A 22,176-nucleotide genomic window follows, 5' to 3' on the forward strand; every position below is an offset into this window, starting at 1 on the left:
ATGGATGTTCGCCAATTTGCCTTCCTGGTTCGCCAGCCTTCTGCTGCGCTGAAAAACCGTGACGCGTTCCTCGGCCTGCCCAAACGTGGCCTGGCGCTGATCCTGGCCAACGCACTGTTCTGGCAACCGCTGCTGGCCCAGGCCGAAGGCATTGTGGTCAGCGCCCCCGGAACCACCGTGGGCGCGGCGGGCAATGGCGTGCCGGTGGTGAACATCGCCGCTCCCAATGGCAGTGGCCTGTCCCACAACCAGTTCAAGGACTACAACGTCGGCGCCAACGGCGTAATCCTCAACAACGCCACCGAACGCACTCAATCGACGCAACTGGGCGGCATCATCCTCGGCAACCCGAACCTGCAAGGCCGCGCCGCCAATATCATCCTCAACGAAGTCAACGGCGGCAGCCCCAGCCAACTGCGCGGCTACACCGAAGTGGCGGGCCAGTCGGCCAAGGTCATCGTCGCTAACCCCTACGGCATCAGTTGCAACGGCTGCGGCTTCATCAACACCCCCAACGTCACCCTGACCACCGGCAAACCGATACTCGATGCAAGCGGCCAACTGCAGCGTTACCAGGTCGATGGCGGCGCCGTGACCATCGACGGCCAGGGCTTGAATGCCGACAACGTCGACCGCTTCGAAATCATCACCCGCTCGGCCAAGATCAATGCGCAGATCAATGCGCGCAACTTGAGCGTGGTTGCCGGTCGTAATGACGTCGATGCTAAAAGCCTGCAAGCCACTGCCCGCACCGATGACGGCAGTGCCAAGCCGGAGCTGGCGATTGACTCGACGGCGTTGGGCGGGATGTATGCCGGGGCGATCAAACTGGTGGGCACCGAGGCCGGGGTGGGCGTGAAGCTCGACGGTACGTTAATGGCCAGTGGCGGTGATATTCAGCTCGATGCCAATGGACGACTGAGTTTGGCCAATGCCAAAGCCAGCGAAGCGGTGGTGATCAAGGCCGGTCAATTGGACGCTGCTGGGGCTGTGTATGCCGGCACGCGAATCGATGTACAAACCACGGCAGGCCTGAGCAACCAGAAAAGCCTGGCGGCCCGCGACAGCATCACCGTGACCAGCGGTGGGGCGCTGATGAACAGAGGCATCATCGAAGCCGGTGTCAACGCCGATGAAGGCCGTAATGCCAGTGGTGATGTCAGCCTGCACGCGGCGAACCTGAGGAATAGTGGCAGCGTGGTTGCCAGCCGAACCCTTACCGCCACGGCCAGCCAAACCTTGAACAATCAAGGCGGCACATTGAGCGGCATGAGCGCCGTGGTTAACGCCGGCCAACTCGACAACCGTGGCGGTCGTGTACTGGGTACGGAGTCGCTCAAGGTCACGGTTACCGGCCTGGATAACCGCACCAACGGTTTGCTGCACAGCGAAAACAGCACCGACGTTACGGTAACCGCTGCGCTGGATAACCAGAGCGGTCGCGTGATCGGCCTCAAGAACCTGACGGTGAACGCCGGCCAACTGACTAACGATAGCGGTCTGGTTGCCAGCCAGGCGCAGGCCCGTGTAACTGCAGGGCAGTTGAGTAACCAGGCGGGTGAAATATCTGCCAGCCAGACCACCGTGATTGCCACGAACCTGGATAACCGCTCCGGCAAATTGTTGGGCAGCAACCTCAACGTGACCGCCAGCGGTGCCATCGATAACCGCTTGGGGATTTTTTCCGCCACCAGCCTGCTGACGGTACAGGCGGCCAACCTGGATAACCGCGATAAAGGCTCCGTTGCCAGCCAAGGCCTGATGAACCTGACCGTCGCCGGGCTGCTGGACAATCGCAATGAAGGCAACCTGGCCAGCCAGGGCGCTCAGCAAATAACCGCTGGGCAATTGAACAACAGCCAGGGCGGGCTGGTATCCAGCAAAGCCACAATGACGCTGCGCAGCGACAACCTGATCAACCAAGGCGGCTTGGTGATTGCTGACGATGCGCTGACCCTCACCGGCGGCGATCTGGATAACAGCCACGCGGGGGTGATCAGCACCAAGGCCACTGCGCAGGTGCAGCTGAATCAGTTGAACAACAGCAACGGCGGCAAATTGAGCAGCGATGGTGCGTTGACCCTCAACGCCACCCGGCTCGAAAACGGCGCCGGTCGTATCAGCGCCAAGGGCGACTTGCAGGCAACGGTCGGTGTGCTCAATCAACAAGCGGGCGAACTCGTCAGCGACGGTGCCCTGACACTGCGCGGCACTTCGCTGGACAACCGCAACGGCGGCCTTGTCGCGGCCACCCACGGCGTGGACCTGCGCAGCCAGACCATCCTTAACCAGCAGGGCGAGATCTCCAGCCAGGCCAAGGTGCTGGTGGTTGCCGACCAACTGAACAACACCACCGGCAAAGTCATTGGCGACAGCGGCCTGACCCTCACGGTGCAACGCCTGCTCAACCAGAGCAAAGGCTTGCTGGCGGGGCGTGAGAGTCTCGTGTTGAGCGGCGCCCAACTGGACAACAGCCAAGGTGGCCGCGTTACCAGCCAAAAAGACCTGAATATCACCCTGACCGGCGCCTTGCTCAACCAAGGGCAGGGCACGCTGCTCAGCGAGGGCGGGCTGACCGTCAAGGCTGGCACCCTGGACAACAGCCAGGGCGGCATTCTGTCCGCAGCCAATGCGTTGTCGATCACCACGCAAGGCCTACTGAACAATCAGGCCGGCAAACTGCTGGCCGATGGCACGGCCACGTTGGTGAGCGCTGCGCTGAACAACAGTCAAGGCGGCGTGATCAGCGCCAAGCAACAGGTTGATGTACGCAGTGCCGGCCTGGACAACAGCCAGCGTGGCAGCATCAGCAGTGATGCCGGGATCACCCTTAACGCGGGGCAACTGGACAACAGCCAACAAGGCTCGATCTTCGCTAAGTCCACGGTCAAGGCAACCTTGAATGGGCTGGACCAACATGACCGTGGTGAGTTGGTCAGCAATACCGGCATCGAACTGGACTTGAACCATGGGCAACTGATCAACCGTGACCACGGCCTGATCGCAACACCGGGTCAACTGCTACTGAACAACCTGGGCAGCGTCGACAACAGCCAGGGCGGTGAAATCTCCAGCACCCAGTCATTCCTGCTGATGGCCGATGCGCTGAATAACCGCGGCGGCAAAGTCATCAGTGGCGACAGCCTGCAGGTACGTATTGCCAAAGCGCTGGATAACAGCGTGGAAGGTGTACTGTCCGCCAAGAGCGTTCTGCAAGTGGCAGCCGAAAGCCTGGACAACCAGGCCGGTGGCGCACTCGCCAGCCAGGGCGCGCTGGACCTGAAGGTCACCGGCGCACTGGACAACCATAACCAAGGGCTGATTTCCGCTGCTACAGCCTTGACCACTAACGCAGGCTCGTTGGACAACAGCGACAAGGGCCGCCTCTCGGCGGGCACGCACCAGGCCCTCAACACCGGCGCGCTGGATAACCACCAAGGCGGACGAATCGTCAGCGACGGTAGCCAGACAGTCACTGCCGCCAATGTGGATAACCGCACGGGTGTGATCGGCAGCCAACAGGCGCTGAACCTGACCACTGCCAACCTCGATAACACTGCCGGGTTGATCAATAGCCAGGCGGACCTGACCCTGACCGGGCAAACAGTCGACTCAAGCCAGGATGGGGAAATCTCAGCCAAAGGTGATTTGACGCTCATCGTCCAACAGCTGATCCAGCGCCAGGGCCGCTTGATCGGCGAGCGCGCCGTAACCCTCGACCTGCAAGGCGGGAACCTCGATAACAGCGCAGGCTTGATCAGCGCCAGAGGCCCACTGACGTTCGCGCGCCTGGCCAACCTGACCAACCGCGAACAAGGCGAAATCTCCAGCCAGACGGCGTTCACCGTGGCCGCCAAACGCATCGATAACGGCGATCGTGGAGTCATCCTCAGTGCCGATCAATTGCGCCTTGAAGCAGATGCTGTGGTCAACGCCAACAAGGGCTTGATCTCCGGCTGGAACGGTCTGACGGTGGTCGGCAATAGCCTCGACAACAGCGCCGAAGGCACGTTGTCGAGCAAGAGCGGCACCCTGCACACCGACCTCACAGGTGTATTGGATAACCACGCAGCGGGTGCTCTGGTCAGCCAGGGCAAACAAACCCTCATCGCGGGCAGCCTGAACAATGATCAAGGGATCATCTCCGGCCAGGCTGATGTCAGCCTCAACGTGGCCGGCCGCTTGGAAAACAGCAACAACGGCTTGATCTCCGCAGCCCAGCACTTGGACTTCAATAACGCTCAGAGCCACATGCTCAACCGTGGTGGTCGGATCAACGCTGCCAGCCTCTCACTGCTCGGTGAAAGCCTGGACAACAGCGGCGGTCAACTGATCAGCCAGGGCACCTTGGAAGGCACCCTCAGTGGTGCGCTGATCAACGCCAACAACGCCCGCCTGGCCAGTGGCGCAGCCCTGTTGCTGAACGCCGCCAGCCTGGACAACCGTGGTGGTCAACTGGTCAGCCAGGACCGCCTTGACCTGACCCTCGCCAAGGGCGACCTGGATAACAGCGCCAAAGGTACACTCGCCAGCCAGAAAGACCTGGTGATCAAGCTGTTGGCCGGTGACGTTCACAACCAGCAAGACGGCCTGATGTTCAGCCAGAAGGGCAAGCTCGACCTTACCGCCCGCACCCTCACCAACTATCAAGGCACGCTGCAAAGCCAGACCGATAACCGCCTGCGCCTCAGTGGTGCCCTGAATAACCAGGGCGGCCGTGTCGACAGCCTCAGTGGCAACCTGGACCTGGAAACGGCCAGCGTCGCCAATACCGCAGGTGGCATTCTCAACAGCAGCAAAGGCTGGATCAAGCTGGTCACTGGGCTGTTCAACAACGGCAGCGGCATCACCCAGGCGCAGTCGTTGAACATCGAAGCCAAAGGCGGGCTGCTCAACCAACTGGGGCATCTGTCGGCCCTTGGCGGCGACAGCCAGATTGTCACCACTACCCTGAATAACCAGGGCGGCGGTGTGTATGCCGACACCTTGCTTAAAGTCACCGCCCAGGACTTCGACAACCAGGGCACAGCGGCCAACAACGGTGGCAAGGTCGGTGCGCGCACCATTGACTTCGGCCTCACCGGCACCCTGAGCAACCGCAATGGCCTGATCGAAAGCGACGACACCCTGAGCCTCGTCGCGCAGACCATCGACAACGTCAGCGGCAACCTGCGCGCCATGGGCCGGGTTGGCACCACTGATATTCGCACCACGGGCCTGTTCGATAACCGCTTCGGCGCGCTGGAAAGCGCCAACGAAACCCTCAACCTGCAAGCGGCCAGCCTGGATAACAACGGCGGGCATATCGTCCACACTGGCGGCGGTAAATTCGACCTCACGTCCGATCAAGTCACCCGCGCCGGCGGCAGCTTCGTCACCAACGGCCAATTGGACATCAAGGCTGCCAGCTGGACCAACAGCAGCGTGATCCAGGCCGGGCGCCTGAACCTCGACATCGGCCAATTCACCCAGACCGCCAGCGGGCAATTGCTCGGCGCACAAAGCCTGACCGGTATCGGCGACACCTGGACCAACGACGGCCTGTTGGCCAGTGACGGCACCCTCAAGCTGACCCTCACCGGTGGCTACAGCGGCAACGGGCGGGTCAGCAGCCTGGGCGACATGACTCTCGCGGCGGCCAACCTGGACCTGGGCGAGAATGGTCGTATTGCCGGTGGCGCGCTTACTCAAATCACGAGCACCAACGTTCTGAACAACCGTGGTCGCCTGACGTCCGTAGGTGATCTGACGGTCAACGCCGCCACCCTGAACAACTACGGCACCCTGGGCGGCTCCGAGAGCGTTCGCCTCAACGCCACCCATCTGCTCAACGAAAAAGGCCTGCTGTTCAGCGGTGAGGACATGACCCTGCGGGTCAACGACTTCAGCAACCGCTTTGGCGATGTCTACAGCCTGGGCGGTCTCGACATCGCCCGCGACGATGCCAATGGGCGCAGTGCGCTGATCGAAAACGTCTCCGGTACGTTGGAGAGCGACGGCAATATGCGTTTGCTGGCCGATACCCTGAGCAACCGTCGTGACCAGTTCACCACCGAAAAAAGCCTGGTTTCCGGGAGCATCAGTGTCTACGGCAACGACTACTGCAAAGGCAAAGGCTGTGAGCTGAAGTTCAGCGGCGTCGAAACCTATGAGGACGTCATCAAAGGCAGCTCCGCCTCCGCATTCATCAATGCCGGTGGCGACCTGACGGTGGGCAGCCAGACCTTCGATAACCTCTACAGCTCGGTATCGGCCGCTAAAAATATCCTGATCAACACCGACGTGCTGAACAACACCGGCGCTGCTGGTGGTGAGCAGCGTAATGTCGGTTACGCCTACTACACACGCAACCGCTCGGCTTACTCGTTGCTGATGAGCGAAATCGAGCTGTTCAACCGCAGCAACGATCCCACCTCAAGTGACTATCAGCCGGGTCAGTACACCTATGACCAGTTCATTCAGAAGACAAGGTTCTCGGATACCTACTTCACTTCCAATATCGACTACACCGTCCCCACCTCTGGCAGCGTGATTGCCCAAGCGGTGATCCAGGCAGCCGGCTCGGTCACCGTTAACGCCACCAAAGAAATCAACAACAGCGTCATCCGCCCGAACGCCACCAACATCGACACCCCGGCGGCCAACCGCAACACCAACTCGGATGTATTTGCCTCCACGGTAAAACCGGCGATCACCGCGCAACTGCCGCCAGACCTGGCCCAACGTCAGGTCAACCCGGTGACCTTGCCGGGCTTCAGCCTGCCAACGAGTGAGAACGGCCTATTCCGCCTCAGCGGCCAGGCCGCGAAGGGCGGTGCAGCGGGTAAAGCGGATACCGCCACGGGTGACTTCAGCGCAAACGGACGTGTCATCACCGCCGCCGACCGCGAGAAAACCCTCGACTACACCGCTGTGCAAGAACGCGGTTTCAGCCTCGACGGCCAGCCCGTCAGCGGTGCAGTCAACGGCCAGGGCCCGCTGGCGTTGGACAACCGCGCGCCCTCCGTCACCCGCGTACAAGGCCTGCCGGAAATCGCCCCGGTGGATAACAGCCACAAATACCTGATCGAAACCAACCCGGCGCTCACCGACCTCAAGCAGTTCATGAGCTCCGACTACCTGCTCGGCAAACTCGGCTACAACCCCGACGCCAGCTGGAAGCGCCTGGGCGACGGCCTGTACGAGCAGCGCCTGATCCGCGAAGCCGTGGTTGCCCGTACCGGCCAACGCTACATCAACGGCCTCGCCAGCGATGACGCGCTGTTCCGCTACCTGATGGACAACGCCATCTCTTACAAGGACTCGCTCAACCTGCAACTGGGCGTGTCCCTCACCGCCGAACAAGTCGCGGCGCTGACCCACGACATCGTGTGGATGGAAGAAGCCGAGGTCAACGGCCAGAAAGTCCTCACCCCGGTGCTCTACCTGGCCCAGGCCAACAACCGCCTGGCCCCCAACGGCGCGCTGATCCAGGGCCAGGACGTGAGCCTGGTCACCGGCGGCGACTTGCACAACAGCGGCACCCTGCGGGCCACCAATAACCTGAACATGGTTGCCAACAACATCGACAACAGCGGCCTGATGCAAGCCGGCAACCGCCTGGAAATGCTCGCCACCGACGCGATCCGCAACACCCGCGGCGGCATCATCAATGGCCGCGACATCAGCGCCACCGCAGTGACCGGCGACATCATCAACGAACGCACTGTTACCACCTTCAAACAGGACGGCCAGGGCTACCAACTGCGCAACGACGTGGCCAGCGAAGCCTCACGCTTCGAAGCCACCGACACGCTCAAACTGAACGCCGGGCGCGACGTGCTCAACCTCGGTAGCAACCTCAAGGCCGGTGGCAACGCCAGTGTCACCGCAGGTCGCGACGTGCTGATCGCCAGCCAGACCGAACAGGACGACTACGCCTACCAACGCCGCCGCATCAGCGGCACCGAGCAAACCATCCTGCAACACGCCTCCGCCGTGGACGTGGGCGGCAACCTCGCCATCGATGCCCGCCGCGACATCGCCGTGGTCGCCAGCACCGTCAGCGCCGCCAAAGACCTCAGCGTCAAAGCCGGCGAAAACCTGACCCTGGCCGCCGCCGCCAACGAACAGCACGATTACTCCAAAGGCAAAAAAGGCGGCACCAAAACCACCACCCAACTGGACGACGTCACCCAACAAAGCGCCGAACTCAAAGCCGGCGGCGACCTGATCGCCATCGCTGGCACCGACCTCACGCTAGTCGCCAGCAAAATCAGCGCGGGCAACGAAGCCTATGTGCATGCGGATAACGAACTGCAAATGTTGGCGGCGCAAGACAGCCACTACTCGCTGTATGACATGAGCAAGAAGGGCAGTTGGGGCAGCAAGAAAACCCAGCGTGATGAAGTGACCGATGTGAAGAATATCGGGAGCGCAATCAAGACTGGGAGTGATTTGACGCTGGAGAGTGATGGGGATCAGAAGTACCAGGCGGCGAAGCTTGAGAGTGGGGGGGATATTGCGATTGTCAGTGGAGGGGCGGTGACGTTTGAGGCAGTGAAGGATCTGCACGACGAGAGCCACACCAAGAGCAAGGGCGACCTCGCCTGGACCAGTTCCAAGGGCAAGGGGAATACCGACGAGACGCTACGCCAAACGCAGATGATTGCAGAAGGCAGCGTCGTGATTAAAGCCGTCGATGGCTTGAAAATTGACATCAAGCAGATCGATCAAAATACGGTTAGCCAGACGATTGATGTGATGGTCAAAGCCGACCCGCAACTGGCCTGGCTAAAAGAGGCCGAGCAGCGCGGGGACGTAAATTGGCGCCAGGTTAAAGAACTGCACGACAGTTTCAAATACAGCAATTCAGGCTTGGGCGCCGGCGCGCAAATCATCATTGCGATCATCGTTACGTACTTCACGATGGGGGCCGCCAGCGGTGCAATTGCCGCAGCGGGTTCGGGGACATCGATGGCGAGTGCCACGGCTGTTGGGACTGCGGCCACGTCTGCCGGATGGGCCAATGCTGCGGGCAGTACCGTGCTTGCTGGCATGGCGAGTAACGGTGCGATCAGCGCCGTCAATAACCGTGGAAACCTGAGCACCGTCTTAAAGGATGTCACTTCCAGCGACGCGATGAAAGGCTACGTGGTGTCCGGCGTCACTGCGGGCTTGACTGCAGGTGTCTATGACAAATGGACCGGCACTCAGACGGGTACTTCCACTGCACTCCCCAACTCAGGTGCAGTTGCCACCGTAAGTCCGTTGAGCACTTGGCAAGGCGTGGGGCAGTTCACGGCCAACCAAGTACTGCAAAACGGAACATCACTATTGGTGGATCGGGCGCTCGGGGGCGAAGCCCGTCTTGGCGACGCGTTGCAGAGTAGTTTGGCTAACGCATTTGCGGCGTATGGATTCAACCTGGTCGGGGATATTTCCAAGAACCGGTTTGCAGAAGGTGGCATTACCAAGATTGGGCTACATGCCTTGATGGGCGGGTTGGCAGCTGAGGCTTCTGGAGGAGATTTCCGCACAGGCGCTCTGGCAGCGGGTGTGAATGAGGCATTGCTGGATAGCCTCGCCAAGAATTACGCCGACATGCCCGATGACCAGAAAAAAGGTTTGCTGGTCATGAACTCGCAGTTGCTTGGTGTGCTTGCGGCATCGGTACAGAGCAATGCGGATGCGGAAAGCCTGCAAACTGGGGCGTGGGTGGCAAAGAATGCCACGCAATACAACTACCTGGGCGATCATCAAAAGGCTCAGAGAGCGAAAGAGCTGGAAGAAAGCAAAGATTCACTGGAAACACTCAGGATCAATACGAAGTGGGAATTGATCGACGCCGGGCAGGACGCCAGCTTTGCGGGTGGGGCAGTGGTTGGGGTGCCGGAAGGGCTACTGGATACGGTCAAGGGTATCTTGGAAGTTGCCGTCAGCCCGATAGAGACGTATCAGGCGTTGAGATCCGTGCTTGAAAGCGGGGATGTGCTGGGTAATGTCTCGGACGCGGTGAAGCAGTCCTACATCGCACGAATTGACAATCTGGAAGCGGAGTATGAAAGAGCTGGGGCGGGTGGATCGTTTAACGCAGGGCGTGAAACCGGGAAGCTGATAAGCGACGTGGTGGCGCTTGGGACGGGGGTTGGGGGGGCGCTGAAAAGCGGGGCCTTGCTCGTCGAAAAGGTCACTGCTAAGGTTGTTAAGGTAGAGTTGGCGGGTGCAAAAGGGGGAACAGCGCTATCAAATGATGTTCTAGTCGAAACGCGTATTGGCAATGGTACGAAGGGTCAAGGTAGCGGAAATAAAGTCGACCAACTCCCGAACCAACAAGTTGTTGGTGCTGACGGAAAACCAATACCTGTGTACTCGGAGAGGCCCAATGGTCCTTATGCCACACAAGAGTTTCCATCGACTTCAGTTGCGCATGGTTTTCCCGATGTTGTCGATAACTATGCAAACAGTGCGACTAAATTTTCGCTCAGCAACGGCTCATCGCTTTACCAAGCATCAGGTAGCTACAACGGGGTGGCGGGTAGGTTTGAATGGATTGTAGATCCGAAGTTGGGTGGTGTGACACACAGAATGTTTGTGCCAAATGGAACTGTTAACGGTATACCGGTGAAACCATGATTCAAGCAGTCTTTGAACGAATTACCAAATATGGCTTGATTGACTGGGCCGTTTTGCTCCAGGGCGTCTGTGGCATCCCTAGCCTTTTTGGGCGCTTACCAGCGTTTTGTGTGGAAAACTTTGCAAACGCTGAACTTGAAAAGGCGACTGGGAATAATCCCTTGCTTGATGTGATTGTTAGCTTGGCTAACGATAGTGACCTGCCTATATCTGAGCTATGCTCGCAATTGCAAAAAATGAGCAAACTTCAAAACGCGGACATGCAACGGGCCAGGAGAATATGGCGAGCTGTTGCATTGGAAGAACTGTTAACAAATTTAGACTCAGACCCGCTCTATGGGTTGATAAAGTTGACTGAGTTTTGGTCAAGTTGGGAGTGGCCTGCTGATGCTCCACTGTCGATGACGCTTGACGCGATGACTTTGCCGGAAGATCAATACCACTCTGCATCGAACTATGATCACGTTGTTCACGAACATGAGCAATGGTTGAAAGATGAACTGGCTGCTTTGCGCTCTAGTAAAGCTTAAACCTACTTTAATAATCTCGATGCCGGCCTTGCTTTGGAGGGAAAAGGAACAGATTTATTGTTGAATTCTGTTGGCGGTTCGTTCTTTAATAACGTTCTTTTGTTGTGCCTGCTAGTTTTATGTTTGGCGAAGATGGATGTCTATAGGCATCATCTTTTTTGTGAAAAATTCAATTGTTTAAATGTAAGTTATAGGTGGGGTAGGCCACGATTTCGAGTAAAACTGGGTAACCTACCCTCATCTCCTCTGTTAATAATCAGAGAGTTACTGGGTTCGTTTTTTTCAGAGCATCGTTTACTAGAAGGTGCGCGCTTTCAATTAGCTGGGCCAACCCGAAGGTTTGAAGCCGCTGTGATCCGCTTGAGGAAAATGCCTGTTCATTAGCCATGGCTGACGCCGAGGCCAAAAGCTCGCTGGCATTCACTAATGCTTCTTCGGAACTCAAGTCTGACCTCACAGTGAAAACACTGGTAGGCAAATCGTCATCAACTATTTGGGTGTTCATGAGCGATACTCCAATGTGCCACACATTGAATGAGTGTCAACGGCAGAGCGCGAACACCTCATCACGACTTTTATTTCAATAACTCGACAGTTTCGATTTGTAGAAAACATCCACTCGATCCTCAGACAGTTAAGGGACCACCACGTTCGTTGCGACACGAGTGGGTGGTGGACCGTGCGAGGGTCGCAAACCGGTGTCCGAGGGTACCGGCCGGGCAAAAGCCCGCCTCACACGGTCCACCATAGATGCGGTAAGCAGGCATAAAAAAAGCGCCTGCTACAGAGCTATGGCGCTACCGCGCCTCAGACTACTTCAGGTTGCGACACCCGGCCACAGGATTTACTGCGACGGGGAATCCTAGCCAAGTTAGTTCCTATGGCTCAACCTCGTCAGTTCGTGGGAAAAGTCCGAAGCTCGGGAATACGGTATTACGTCTTCAAAAATGATTCAAACAAGGACTCGCTCAACCTGCAACTGGGCGTGTCCCTCACCGCCGAACAAGTCGCGGCGCTGACCCACGACATCGTGTGGATGGAAGAAGCCGAGGTCAACGGCCAGAAAGTCCTGACCCCGGTGCTCTACCTGGCCCAGGCCAACAACCGCCTGGCGCCCAACGGCGCGCTGATCCAGGGCCAGGACGTGAGCCTGGTCACCGGCGGCGACTTGCACAACAGCGGCACCCTGCGGGCCACCAACAACCTGAACATGGTCGCCGGCAACATCGACAACAGCGGCCTGATGCAAGCCGGCAACCGCCTGGAAATGCTCGCCACCGACTCGATCCGCAACACCCGCGGCGGTATCGTCAATGGCCGCGACATCAGCGCCACCGCCGTGACCGGCGACATCCTCAACGAACGCACCGTCACCACCTTCAAACAGGACGGCCAGGGCTACCAACTGCGCAACGACGTGGCCAGCGAAGCCTCCCGTTTCGAAGCCACCGACACGCTCAAACTGAACGCCGGCCGCGACGTGCTCAACCTCGGCAGCAACCTCAAGGCCGGTGGCGACGCCAGCGTAACGGCAGGGCGCGACGTACTGATCGCCAGCCAGACCGAACAGGACGACTACGCCTACCAACGCCGCCGTATCAGCGGCACCGAGCAAACCATCCTGCAACACGCCTCCGCCGTGGACGTGGGCGGCAACCTCGCCATCGATGCCCGCCGCGACATCGCCGTGGTCGCCAGCACCGTCAGCGCCGCCAAAGACCTCAGCGTCAAAGCCGGCGAAAACCTGACCCTGGCCGCCGCCGCCAATGAACAACACGACTACTCCAAAGGCAAAAAAGGCGGCACCAAAACCACCACCCAACTGGACGACGTCACCCAACAAAGCGCCGAACTCAAAGCCGGCGGCGACCTGATCGCCATCGCTGGCACCGACCTCACGCTAGTCGCCAGCAAAATCAGCGCGGGCAACGAAGCCTATGTGCATGCGGATAACGAACTGCAAATGTTGGCGGCGTAAGACAGCCACTACTCGCTGTACGACATGAGCAAGAAGGGCAGTTGGGGCAGCAAGAAGACTCAGCGTGATGAAGTGACCGATGTGAAGAATGTCGGCAGTGAGATCAAGACTGGGGGGGACCTGACGCTGGAGAGCGGGGGGGATCAGAAGTATCAGGCGGCGAAGCTTGAGAGTGGGGGGGATATTGCGATTGTCAGTGGAGGGGCGGTCGAATTTGAGGCGGTGAAGGATCTGCATCAGGAGAGCCACGAGAAGAGCAAGGGAGATGCGTTCTGGACATCGTCAAAAGGAAAAGGAAATACAGATGAGACCCTGCGCCAGACCCAAATGGTGGCTGAGGGCAATATCGCGATCAAGGCGGTGGAAGGCCTGAAGATCGATGTCAGGCAGGTCAACCAGCAAACCGTCAGCCAATCGATTGATGCGATGGTCAAGGCCGATCCGCAGTTGGCCTGGATCAAAGAGGCCGAAGCGCGTGGGGATGTGGACTGGAGGCAGGTCAAGGAGATTCATGACAGCTTCAAGTACAGCAACTCGGGGTTGGGGCCTGCGTCGCAGATCATTATTGCGATTGTGATGGCGGCGGTGGTTGGCCCGTTGGCTGCTGGTGCGGCTGCCAGTGCAGGGGCGGGCGTTGGGGTGGCCGCCGGAGCTGGGGCGGTGGCAGCGGGAGCGGCGACAAACGCTACGGTCAGTGTCGTTAACAACCGTGGCAACTTGGGCGCGGTACTCAAGGACGTGACTTCTTCGGATGCGATGAAGGGGGATGTGATTGCTGGCGTCACGGCTGGCATGACCGCTGCTTATTTTGGTGATTGGACGGGGACTTAAACAAACACAATCACTGGGAAAGTCACGACGCCAGGTCTACTGAGTACGTGGAGCGGTGTCGGTAAATTTGCCGCCAACCAGACGTTGCAAAGCGGCACATCCATGCTGCTGAGCAAGGCACTCGGGCAGGGCGGTAGCGCCAGCGATGCATTAAAAAGTGCGCTGTTCAATACGTTGGCGGCAGCCAGTTTTAACCTAGTGGGCAATTACACCCAAGGCGTAATTGCCGATGGATCGGCACCCAAGATTGCGATTCACGCGATGGTAGGTGGTTTGCTGGCTGAGGCTACGGGCGGCGATTTTAAAACCGGTGCATTGGCGGCGGGGGCGAATGAGGCGCTGGTTACTCATCTGAATACGCTGGTTAACGGCAACGAAGAGTTGCTGACGATGAGTTCGCAGATCGTGGGAGTGTTGGCGGCTGCGGGGCAGAAAGATGCGGATGCCGCCAAGATCGAGAAAGGGGTTTGGGTTGCGCAAAACCTGACGCAATACAATTTTCTGGAGCATCTGCCACCAGGTTTAAGTGAATACGGATCAGCGGCGACTACTCTGGCAAAGGACATGCTGGAAAAAGGTGCCACTAACGATCAAATTGCCCAAGCACAGCTGGAGCTGGTCCGAGGGCAAGGTTTTGAAGGGGTTCAACCGTCTAACGAGTTCGTCAAGGCTTGGGGCTATTTTATGGCCGGCGAGCTCACAGGTGCGGGGCTGGCGGCAGTATTAGGTCGGCTTGTGATGGGAGGTGCAAAAGGATTGCCTTCCGCCCTGCAAAATTTCGGCGGCCGCACTTTGGATAATCTATCTGCCGCCGCTTCAAATCCTATCAATAAGGAAGGTCTGACAGAGGCTGCTAGGGCGCTCACAAAGCATGCTTCTGGCCAGCGAGCTACTGGAACGTTCCCAAAACTTACAGGTGGAATTGAAAAGAAAAATGCAACTGCACTCGGTATTATCGATGACGTTCTCAAGAATCCAAATTCAACATTCTCAAATTTGAGTCGCGGTGGGCTAGAGGTCCGGGCTCCCGATGGAAGAGGTCTGCGCTACAATAATGATGGCTCATTTTCTGGGTTTTTGGACCCTAAGGCGAAACCATGAAACTTGAAAGCAATTCGGATTTTGAAGTTCTGGGCTTTAGTGATAGTCGCTACAAAAGGCTGACTGCGGAGATTCAATATAAAGGCGAACCTATTGCTCAAGTTAATCAGGATAAAGGGGTGGACGCTTTAGAGGTGGAGATCTTTGCTGACTTAAGTAGCGCGACTTTGAGAGTTCCATTCTCTGGTTTTTTTGAGGCGATGATTTTAGCGAAAGATTTCATTGTTGAGTCGGGGTGAGGCTAGAAGAAAAAATGGGGCAAATGATGGGAGTGTCTGAGGCTCAGATTCCGCGTGTGGTAATGAAGGCCGTTTCTGAGGGTAAGCTCGTTGGTTATCAAGGCTCTGGAACTGGGCGCCCAATTTATGAGTTAACTATTAACGGGCAGCAGCAGCGAATTGCTGTGGCTGTTGGCGAAAACGGTTTTGTCGTCGGTGCAAATCCAAGGGGCAGCGTTAAGTGAAAAAAATAAAGTTGATGGCGGATTATCAGTGTCATCCGCTTTGGAATATGTCCCCCGATGAGTATGGAGACATAGCTCCTTGCGAGCTTCCTATCTCTGAAGAGCTTCAGATGCGTCTATCAAAGTGGGCCGCTACATACGATGAAACACTAGATGCTGATTACCCGCCAAACTCTGGGTTCAAAAGTGAGGAGTTAGAGCACGAATTCAAGCGAGAGGGAGAGCGATTAGCTGAAAGCTTGAGAAATGAACTCGGACCGGATTTCTCTATTGTTCTTAAGGGTTAGTTGGTGCAAAAGGCGCAGCAACGGCCCCAAGAAAATGGGACAGATTTGAATGGCACTTACTTAACCTTCTTAGGCTGTCCATTTTCCTGATCTCGGCCCTTGCCGCCGAACGCGTTTGCATTAGCATCGGGTAAGGCTTGAGTCTTCGTTTTATGGCGCGAGGCTCAATCCGTCCCGGCCGGTTTTCGACACGTTTCCTGGCGATCAACCTAAGTAAATTCGGTACCCCACCGCTTTGTTCATCGGCGCAGGAAAAAATGGCACAGGCACACAAGGTCTCTTTGCGCGCCTCTGTCATCCCCAAAAACAACAATCTTTCTTTATTGAAATCCACTCCCCAATATTCCGGTTTTTTTAATTTTTCCTCGACGTTTTTCCCCAATACTCACCCCAATACGCAATTCCCTCCACCCTTTCTTTGTTTAGTATTGAATCCAGTGGCCACCGAGGCCCAACGGGTCACGCTGTTCAAAAAAGGAGAAGCGACATGACATCCCAGGATCCTTCCAACACTGGCCGATCTAACCTGCTCGCGGCCTCCTGATATGAACGCGCATACCCCCTTGGCGGCCCTTGCCGGTAACTATCTTCACGGCGACATAGTGGCTGCCCACCGACATGACGAGGGCCAATTGGTCTATGCCATCAACGGTGTGATGCTGGTGTCGGTGCAGCAGGCAACCTGGGTGCTGCCTTCCGGGCACGCCCTGTGGGTGCCACCGGCAATGGAGCATCAGATCCGCATGACCGGCGAGGTGCGTATGCGCACTTTGTTGATCTCGCCGGGGGCGCACGGTCGGTTGGCGCAGGCGTGTGAGGTGATCAGGGTTTCACCCTTGCTGCGCGAGCTGATTGTGGCTGCGGGTGATGAGACTGACAGTCAGGCGGTGTCGTTGCGTCATGTGCAGATTGTCGAGCTGATTTTCTCGGAGCTTGACCGCGCGCAGCGAGTGCTGGCGCATGTGCCGATTCCGGATGAGCCGAGGCTCAAGGTGCTGTGCGCGGACTTTATCGACAACCCTTCCCAGGAGTCGAAACTGGAGTGTTGGGCGGCGCAACTGAATATGAGTTCACGCACCCTGGCGCGGTTGTTCCAGAAAGAGCTGGGCATGAGTTACGGCGAGTGGCGCAAGCGCACGCGGTTGCTGCTCAGCATGCAGCGGCTGGCCAGTGGGGCCTCCATCCTGGAAGTGGCACTGGAGCACGGTTACCAGAGTCCGAGTGCATTTACCGCGATGTTCAAGCGCACCCTGGGTTACACGCCGAGTCACCGTCGACTGGTCTGACTTGAGTCGGCGACAGGCTTCCCTTCTAGCCTCGGCCCAAATGTGGGGGCTTGCCCTTATGCCCGTGTAGGAGCGAGCTTGCTCGCGAAAAACCTGAGAGCGCTGCGTTATCGTTGACGTTTTTCGCGAGCAAGCTCGCTCCTACAGACCTGCACTTTGTCCCAATCGAAACGATGGTTGTCCAGAACTCGGGAGATGCGCACCCCGTTGCGCTTTTACCCTGCGTCTCTACTTGGCATTCTGGATTTTTTCGATGGGTTCGCCTTCTTTTTTCCCACGGCACGGCCGTCTCTCGCTGCTCGGCGTGGCGGTGGCGTTGTTGGCGGGATGTTCGTCCTGGGTCGCCCATACACCGGCACAGCCCCATCCTGAACGCATCAATGCCCTGAGTCGTTTGCCGCAAGGCGTGTCGGCCCAGGCATTGCCCGAGCGTTGGTGGCAGTTGTACAACGACCCGCAACTCGATGCGCTGGTGCAACAGGCGTTGCTGCACAACCGCGACCTGGCAGCGGCCCAGGCCCATGTGCAGGCGATGCTGGCCGGTATCCTGCAGGCCGATGCCGAGCGCTGGCCGTCCACCCAGGCGTCACTGGGTGCCGCTTACGGCAAGACGGCTGATGACCAGACGCTGGCCAAGGCCACCGACAGCCATGCGCCGTCGGAGTGGGCATTCAACCCAGGCTTGGAGCTGGCTTATCAAGTGGATGTCTGGGGCCAGGTTCAGCGCACCATTGAACGGGCTCAGGTGCAAGCCGCGGCGGCGCAGGATGCCGAAGAACTGCTGCGCATCACGGTCGTGGCGCAAACCACTCGCGCGTATGTGAATGCCTGCGCGCTGGGTGCGCGTGCCAAGGTCCAGCGCCATTCGTTGGACGTGGTCGGGCGCAGCCTGGCGTTGATTGATCGCCAGCGCCAGGCCGGTGTGGTGACCGACCTTGAGTACAGCCGCATGCACGCCCTGCAAGGCGAAACCCAGGCGCTGTTGCCGATGCTGGAGGCGCGTCGACAAGCCGCGTTGTACGAGCTGGCAATGCTCACCGGCGTGGCTGATCTGGACCAAGGCACTGGCGTCGCGACGTGTGAAGGGGTGCCCCAACTCAATGCCGAATTGCCGGTGGGCGATGGCTGGCAATTGTTGGCGCGCCGCCCTGATATCCGGCAGGCCGAGCGCACGTTGCAGGCGGCCACGCTGCAAGTGGATATCGTCCAGGCCGACCTGTACCCCAAGGTGACCTTCGGCGCGTCCGTGTCTTCATCGGCCAACAAGCCACATGAGCTGGGGGACAGCAGTGCGGTGATGTTCGGCATCGGCCCACTGATCACCTGGCAGTTCCCGAATTGGCAGGCCAACCGTGCGCGGGTCAGGCAGGCGCGGGCGCTTGAGCAAGGGGAGGTGGCGCAGTTCGAGGCCAGCGTGCTCAAGGCCCTCAAGGAGGTGCGCCAGGCGCTGGTGTTATACGACGGCGAACGCCAGCGCCACGCGGCCCTGAGCCAGGCGCTGGAGAGCAGCCGCCAGGCTTACACATTGGCCCAATTCAACTATGAGGCGGGGGCTATCGACTTTCTCGACGTGCTGGACAGCGAACGTGAGCTGATCCGCTTGCAGGCCACGCGGGCCGACGCCGATGGTCAATTGCTGCAACGCCAGATCAGCCTGTTTCGTGCCCTTGGCGGTGGTTGGCAGCCTTCAGCGCCCACCCACGCTTACACCCCTTTTTCCGGTACCCAGCCATGAATATCGCCGTTGATGAAAAAACTGCTGTCCAGGATGAACAGGTGCCTGCGCGCAACTCACGCCGCAAAAGGCATCTGTTCATCCTGGGCGGCGCTGGGTTGTTGATCGCGGCGGTGGTGTTCGGCCTGTACTGGATGACGGTTGGCCGTTACTTGGAGCAGACCGATGATGCCTATGTGCGGGCCGACTGGATTCCCATCAGCCCGAAGGTCTCAGGCTATGTGGCCGAGGTAATGGTGGAGGACGATCAGCCCGTCAAGGCCGGGGATGTGCTGGTGCGCATCGAGGACCGTGACTACCAGGCCCGCTTGGCACAAGCCCGCGCACAACTGGCCGAAACCCAAGCCTCGGTGGCAGCGCAAGAGGCCAACTTGGAAGTCACCGACAGCCTGATCGCTCAGCAAAAGGCCGGGGTTGCCCAGGCCGAGGCCCACGCCCGCAGCGTGGCCGCCGAATTACGCCGCGCAAGCCTGGACCAGCGCCGCTATGAAGGCTTGGTGCGCGAACACGCCGCCAGCGCCCAGCGCTTGGAAACGGCCGCCGCCAGTTACACCCAGGCCAGTGCCGCAGTGGAAATGGCCAAGGCGATGCAACGCCAGCAGGAAACCCGCTTGAACGTGGCCGTCACCCGCCGTCAATTGGCCCAGGCTTCGCTCCAGCAACAGATAGCCCGGCGCAGCCAGGCCGAGGCGCAGTTGAACCTGGCGACGCATGCGTTGGAGGACACCTTGATCCGCTCGCCCATCGACGGCGTGGTGGGGCAGCGCAAAGTGCGAACCCGTCAATACGTCGCGCCAGGGTTGCCGCTGCTGGCGGTGGTGCCTTTGCAGCAGGCTTACGTCGTGGCCAACTACAAGGAAACCCAATTGCGCGATATGCGTGCCGGCCAACCGGTAGATATCAGCGTCGACAGTTATTCGGGGCGCAAGCTCAAAGGCCATGTGGTGAGCTTTTCGCCAGGCTCCGGGGCGGTGTTCGCACTGTTGCCGTCGGACAACGCCACCGGCAACTTCACCAAGATCGTGCAACGCTTTCCAGTGAAGATCGCCATTGATGAGCATGACGAAGGCGGACCTATCCTGCCGGGCATGTCGGTCATCACCACGGTGGACACCCGCCCAGATGATCAGGGCGCTACACATGACTGACGCGGCTGAAAAGAGCGTCTCCTTTCGCGCCTGGGTGGCGGTGATCGGTGGGCTGTTCGGCTGTTTCATGGCCGGCATGAACGTGCACGTGACCAGCGCCGCGCTGCCGGAGATCGAAGGCTCCCTGGGGGCGACGTTCGAGGAAGGCTCGTGGATCTCCACCGCCTACCTGGTCGCAGAAATCGTGATGATCCCGCTCACCGCCTGGCTGGTGCAGGTGTTTTCCCTGCGCCGGGTGATGCTCGTCGGCTCGTTTGTGTTTCTGGTGGCGTCGATTGCCTGCTCCTGGGCGCCCAACCTGCAAGTGATGATCATCATTCGGGTGATCCAGGGCGCTGCCGGCGCAGTGCTGATCCCCTTGTCATTCCAGTTGATCATCACCGAGCTGCCGCCCAGCAAAATCGCGATGGGCATGGCCTTGTTCGCGCTGTCCAACAGCGTCGCCCAGGCCGCCGGGCCGTCCATTGGCGGCTGGCTGACCGATGCCTATTCCTGGCGCTGGATCTTTTACCTGCAACTGGCTCCCGGCATTCTCTTGCTGCTGGCGGTGGCATGGTCCATCGATGCCAAACCCATGCAACTAAGCCTGCTCAAGCGTGGCGACTGGGGCGGGATCATCGCCATGATCGTCGGCCTGGGTGGCTTGCAGATCGTGCTGGAAGAGGGCGGCCGCAAGGACTGGTTCGGCTCCGATTTCATTGTGTGGATGTCACTGATTGCCGGCGTTGCCCTGGTGTACTTCGTGCTGTCGCAGTTGTATGGCAGTCGCTCCTTCATCAACCTGCGCCTGCTCAAGAGCTACAACTTCGGCGTGGCCAGCGCAGCGATGTTTATCTTCGGCGGGGCCACCTTCGGCCTGGTGTTCCTGGTGCCCAATTACCTGTCCCAATTGCAGGGCTACAACGCCCGGGAGATTGGCATCAGCCTGATCGCCTACGGCATGGTGCAACTGGTACTGGCGCCGTTCATGCCGCGCCTGATGAAGTGGCTCAACCCGAAACTGATGGTCGCCAGCGGCTTTTTCATCATGGCCCTGGGGTGCTATCTCGGCGCGCACCTGAACGCGGACAGCGCCGCCAACGTGATTATTCCGTCCACCGTGGTACGGGGCATCGGGCAGCCGCTGATCATGGTGGCGCTTTCCGTGCTGGCGGTGTCTGGCCTGGCCAAGGACGAAGCCGGATCGGCTTCGGCCTTGTTCTCCATGCTGCGTAACCTAGGGGGCGCCGTGGGCACGGCAGGTCTGACGCAGATCGTGGCCATGCGCGAGCGCTTTCATTCTGAGCGGGTAGGGGAGTCGATCACGCTGTTTTCCCCCTCCTTGCAGGAACGTCTGCGCGCCAGCATGGCTGACAGCGAGGCTTTCATCTTCAACCAGCTACTACCCGCTCAACAGCAGGTGATCGACGGCTTGATCCACACCGTGCGGCGCGAGGCGTACCTGATGGCCTACAGCGATGCGTTCTACGTGGCCTGTGTCGCGTTGATCGTGTGTGGTGTCGCGGCCTTGGCATTACGGCAGCCAGCCAAAAACGCATAACCACGCCAGGCAGGTGTTGAATGTGTACAGCCCACTGCGTTGTGTAGGAGCCCACTATCCGCCCCCCGGAAAAAAGGAGCGCTCTTATGCAACAACCCGATACCCTGGTCCGTAACCCGGCGGGTAACCCTGTCGTCGCCAGCGTCAGCGTGAACGGCGATGCTCGCAGTGTGTGGAATGTGGTCGGCGATTTCGCTGGTTTTGCGAAGTTTATTCCGGCCTTGTCCCACATCGAAATGACCGGCGAGGGCGTGCGGTCGGTCCGCAAGAAGTTGTTCAAGGACGGCAATGTGGTGATGGAGCAACTCAACAGCCATGACGACCAAGCCATGACCATGACCTGGTCACTGATTTACACCTCACTGAACATTGGCAACCTGTGGGCGCTGATGGAGGTGGTGCCACAAGGCCCGACCCAGAGCCTGGCGACCTGGACGATCATTGGCCAGCCCTACGCGGGCAGCCAGGAGGACGTACCGGCGTTCGAAGCCTTCCTGCAAGGCTTTGCCGATGATGCGATGAAGAACCTACAGGCACTCTTCAACTGACTGACACACTGAAAATGTGCCTAGGTGTAGGAGCGAGCTTGCTCGCGAAAAACCTGAGGGCGCCGCGTACTCCAAGCATGCCGGCGTCATCGTTGACGTTCTTCGCGAGCAAGCT

At 58.9% G+C, this 22,176-nt stretch carries 9 protein-coding genes and 2 pseudogenes; 9 read left to right on the forward strand and 2 right to left on the reverse strand.

The window, feature by feature from the left end:
* Both PSH76_RS04550 and PSH76_RS04555 read left to right on the forward strand, forming a co-directional pair.
* Positions 1 to 10,614: a filamentous hemagglutinin N-terminal domain-containing protein gene (locus tag PSH76_RS04550; protein ID WP_305493634.1), complete on the forward strand. Its 10,614-nt coding sequence runs from the start codon at positions 1 to 3 to the stop codon at positions 10,612 to 10,614.
* Positions 10,611 to 11,144: a DUF2247 family protein gene (locus PSH76_RS04555; RefSeq protein WP_056791364.1), complete on the forward strand. Its 534-nt coding sequence runs from the start codon at positions 10,611 to 10,613 to the stop codon at positions 11,142 to 11,144. Before PSH76_RS04550 ends, PSH76_RS04555 begins: the two co-directional genes overlap by 4 nt.
* A gap of 256 nt (positions 11,145 to 11,400) precedes the next feature.
* On the opposite strand, the gene PSH76_RS04560 is transcribed toward PSH76_RS04555, so the two are convergent.
* Positions 11,401 to 11,649, reverse strand: coding sequence for a DUF3077 domain-containing protein (locus PSH76_RS04560; protein WP_305493635.1), 249 nt, complete (start codon positions 11,647 to 11,649; stop codon positions 11,401 to 11,403).
* 423 nt (positions 11,650 to 12,072) lie between these two features.
* Here PSH76_RS04560 and PSH76_RS04565 point away from each other — a divergent pair.
* Positions 12,073 to 15,054 (forward strand): annotated as a pseudogene (locus tag PSH76_RS04565) (DUF637 domain-containing protein); the annotation flags it as partial.
* A complete protein-coding gene (locus PSH76_RS04570) occupies positions 15,051 to 15,293 on the forward strand; it encodes a hypothetical protein (protein WP_305493636.1) in 243 nt (80 codons plus the stop codon). The pseudogene PSH76_RS04565 and the gene PSH76_RS04570, both read left to right, overlap by 4 nt.
* A 567-nt stretch (positions 15,294 to 15,860) precedes the next feature.
* Here PSH76_RS04570 and PSH76_RS30700 read toward each other — a convergent pair.
* Positions 15,861 to 16,024: pseudogene (locus PSH76_RS30700) on the reverse strand (IS4 family transposase); the annotation flags it as partial.
* Positions 16,025 to 16,349: 325 nt separating this feature from the next.
* Between PSH76_RS30700 and PSH76_RS04580 the strand changes: the two are divergent.
* The 5 genes from PSH76_RS04580 (at position 16,350) to PSH76_RS04600 (ending at position 22,061) form a co-directional block, all read left to right on the forward strand.
* Positions 16,350 to 17,090: a helix-turn-helix transcriptional regulator gene (locus PSH76_RS04580; protein WP_305493638.1), complete on the forward strand. Its 741-nt coding sequence runs from the start codon at positions 16,350 to 16,352 to the stop codon at positions 17,088 to 17,090.
* A 253-nt stretch (positions 17,091 to 17,343) separates the two neighbouring features.
* Positions 17,344 to 18,825 carry an efflux transporter outer membrane subunit gene (locus PSH76_RS04585; RefSeq protein ID WP_305493639.1) on the forward strand — a complete coding sequence of 494 codons (1,482 nt, stop codon included), beginning with the start codon at positions 17,344 to 17,346 and terminating at the stop codon, positions 18,823 to 18,825.
* On the forward strand, positions 18,822 to 19,973 hold the full coding sequence (locus PSH76_RS04590; protein WP_305493640.1) for an HlyD family secretion protein: 1,152 nt from the start codon (positions 18,822 to 18,824) through the stop codon (positions 19,971 to 19,973). Before PSH76_RS04585 ends, PSH76_RS04590 begins: the two co-directional genes overlap by 4 nt.
* Positions 19,966 to 21,513: an MDR family MFS transporter gene (locus PSH76_RS04595; protein WP_305493641.1), complete on the forward strand. Its 1,548-nt coding sequence runs from the start codon at positions 19,966 to 19,968 to the stop codon at positions 21,511 to 21,513. The genes PSH76_RS04590 and PSH76_RS04595 overlap by 8 nt, the downstream gene beginning before the upstream one ends.
* An 86-nt stretch (positions 21,514 to 21,599) precedes the next feature.
* Positions 21,600 to 22,061, forward strand: a complete 462-nt coding sequence (locus tag PSH76_RS04600) for an SRPBCC family protein (protein WP_305493642.1) — start codon at positions 21,600 to 21,602, stop codon at positions 22,059 to 22,061.
* Positions 22,062 to 22,176: the final 115 nt, after the last annotated feature.

The organism is Pseudomonas sp. FP215, assembly GCF_030687795.1.
Taxonomy (GTDB): Bacteria; Pseudomonadota; Gammaproteobacteria; order Pseudomonadales; family Pseudomonadaceae; genus Aquipseudomonas; species Aquipseudomonas salmasensis.

Bases quoted from the DNA above. Each gene is read 5' to 3' on its own strand.
- PSH76_RS04570 (WP_305493636.1), top strand. From the start codon at position 15,051: ATGAAACTTGAAAGCAATTCGGATTTTGAAGTTCTGGGCTTTAGTGAT.
- PSH76_RS04585 (WP_305493639.1), top strand. From the start codon at position 17,344: ATGGGTTCGCCTTCTTTTTTCCCACGGCACGGCCGTCTCTCGCTGCTC.
- PSH76_RS04600 (WP_305493642.1), top strand. From the start codon at position 21,600: ATGCAACAACCCGATACCCTGGTCCGTAACCCGGCGGGTAACCCTGTC.
- PSH76_RS04580 (WP_305493638.1), top strand. From the start codon at position 16,350: ATGAACGCGCATACCCCCTTGGCGGCCCTTGCCGGTAACTATCTTCAC.
- PSH76_RS04550 (WP_305493634.1), top strand. From the start codon at position 1: ATGGATGTTCGCCAATTTGCCTTCCTGGTTCGCCAGCCTTCTGCTGCG.
- PSH76_RS04590 (WP_305493640.1), top strand. From the start codon at position 18,822: ATGAATATCGCCGTTGATGAAAAAACTGCTGTCCAGGATGAACAGGTG.
- PSH76_RS04560 (WP_305493635.1), bottom strand. From the start codon at position 11,649: ATGAACACCCAAATAGTTGATGACGATTTGCCTACCAGTGTTTTCACT.
- PSH76_RS04555 (WP_056791364.1), top strand. From the start codon at position 10,611: ATGATTCAAGCAGTCTTTGAACGAATTACCAAATATGGCTTGATTGAC.
- PSH76_RS04595 (WP_305493641.1), top strand. From the start codon at position 19,966: ATGACTGACGCGGCTGAAAAGAGCGTCTCCTTTCGCGCCTGGGTGGCG.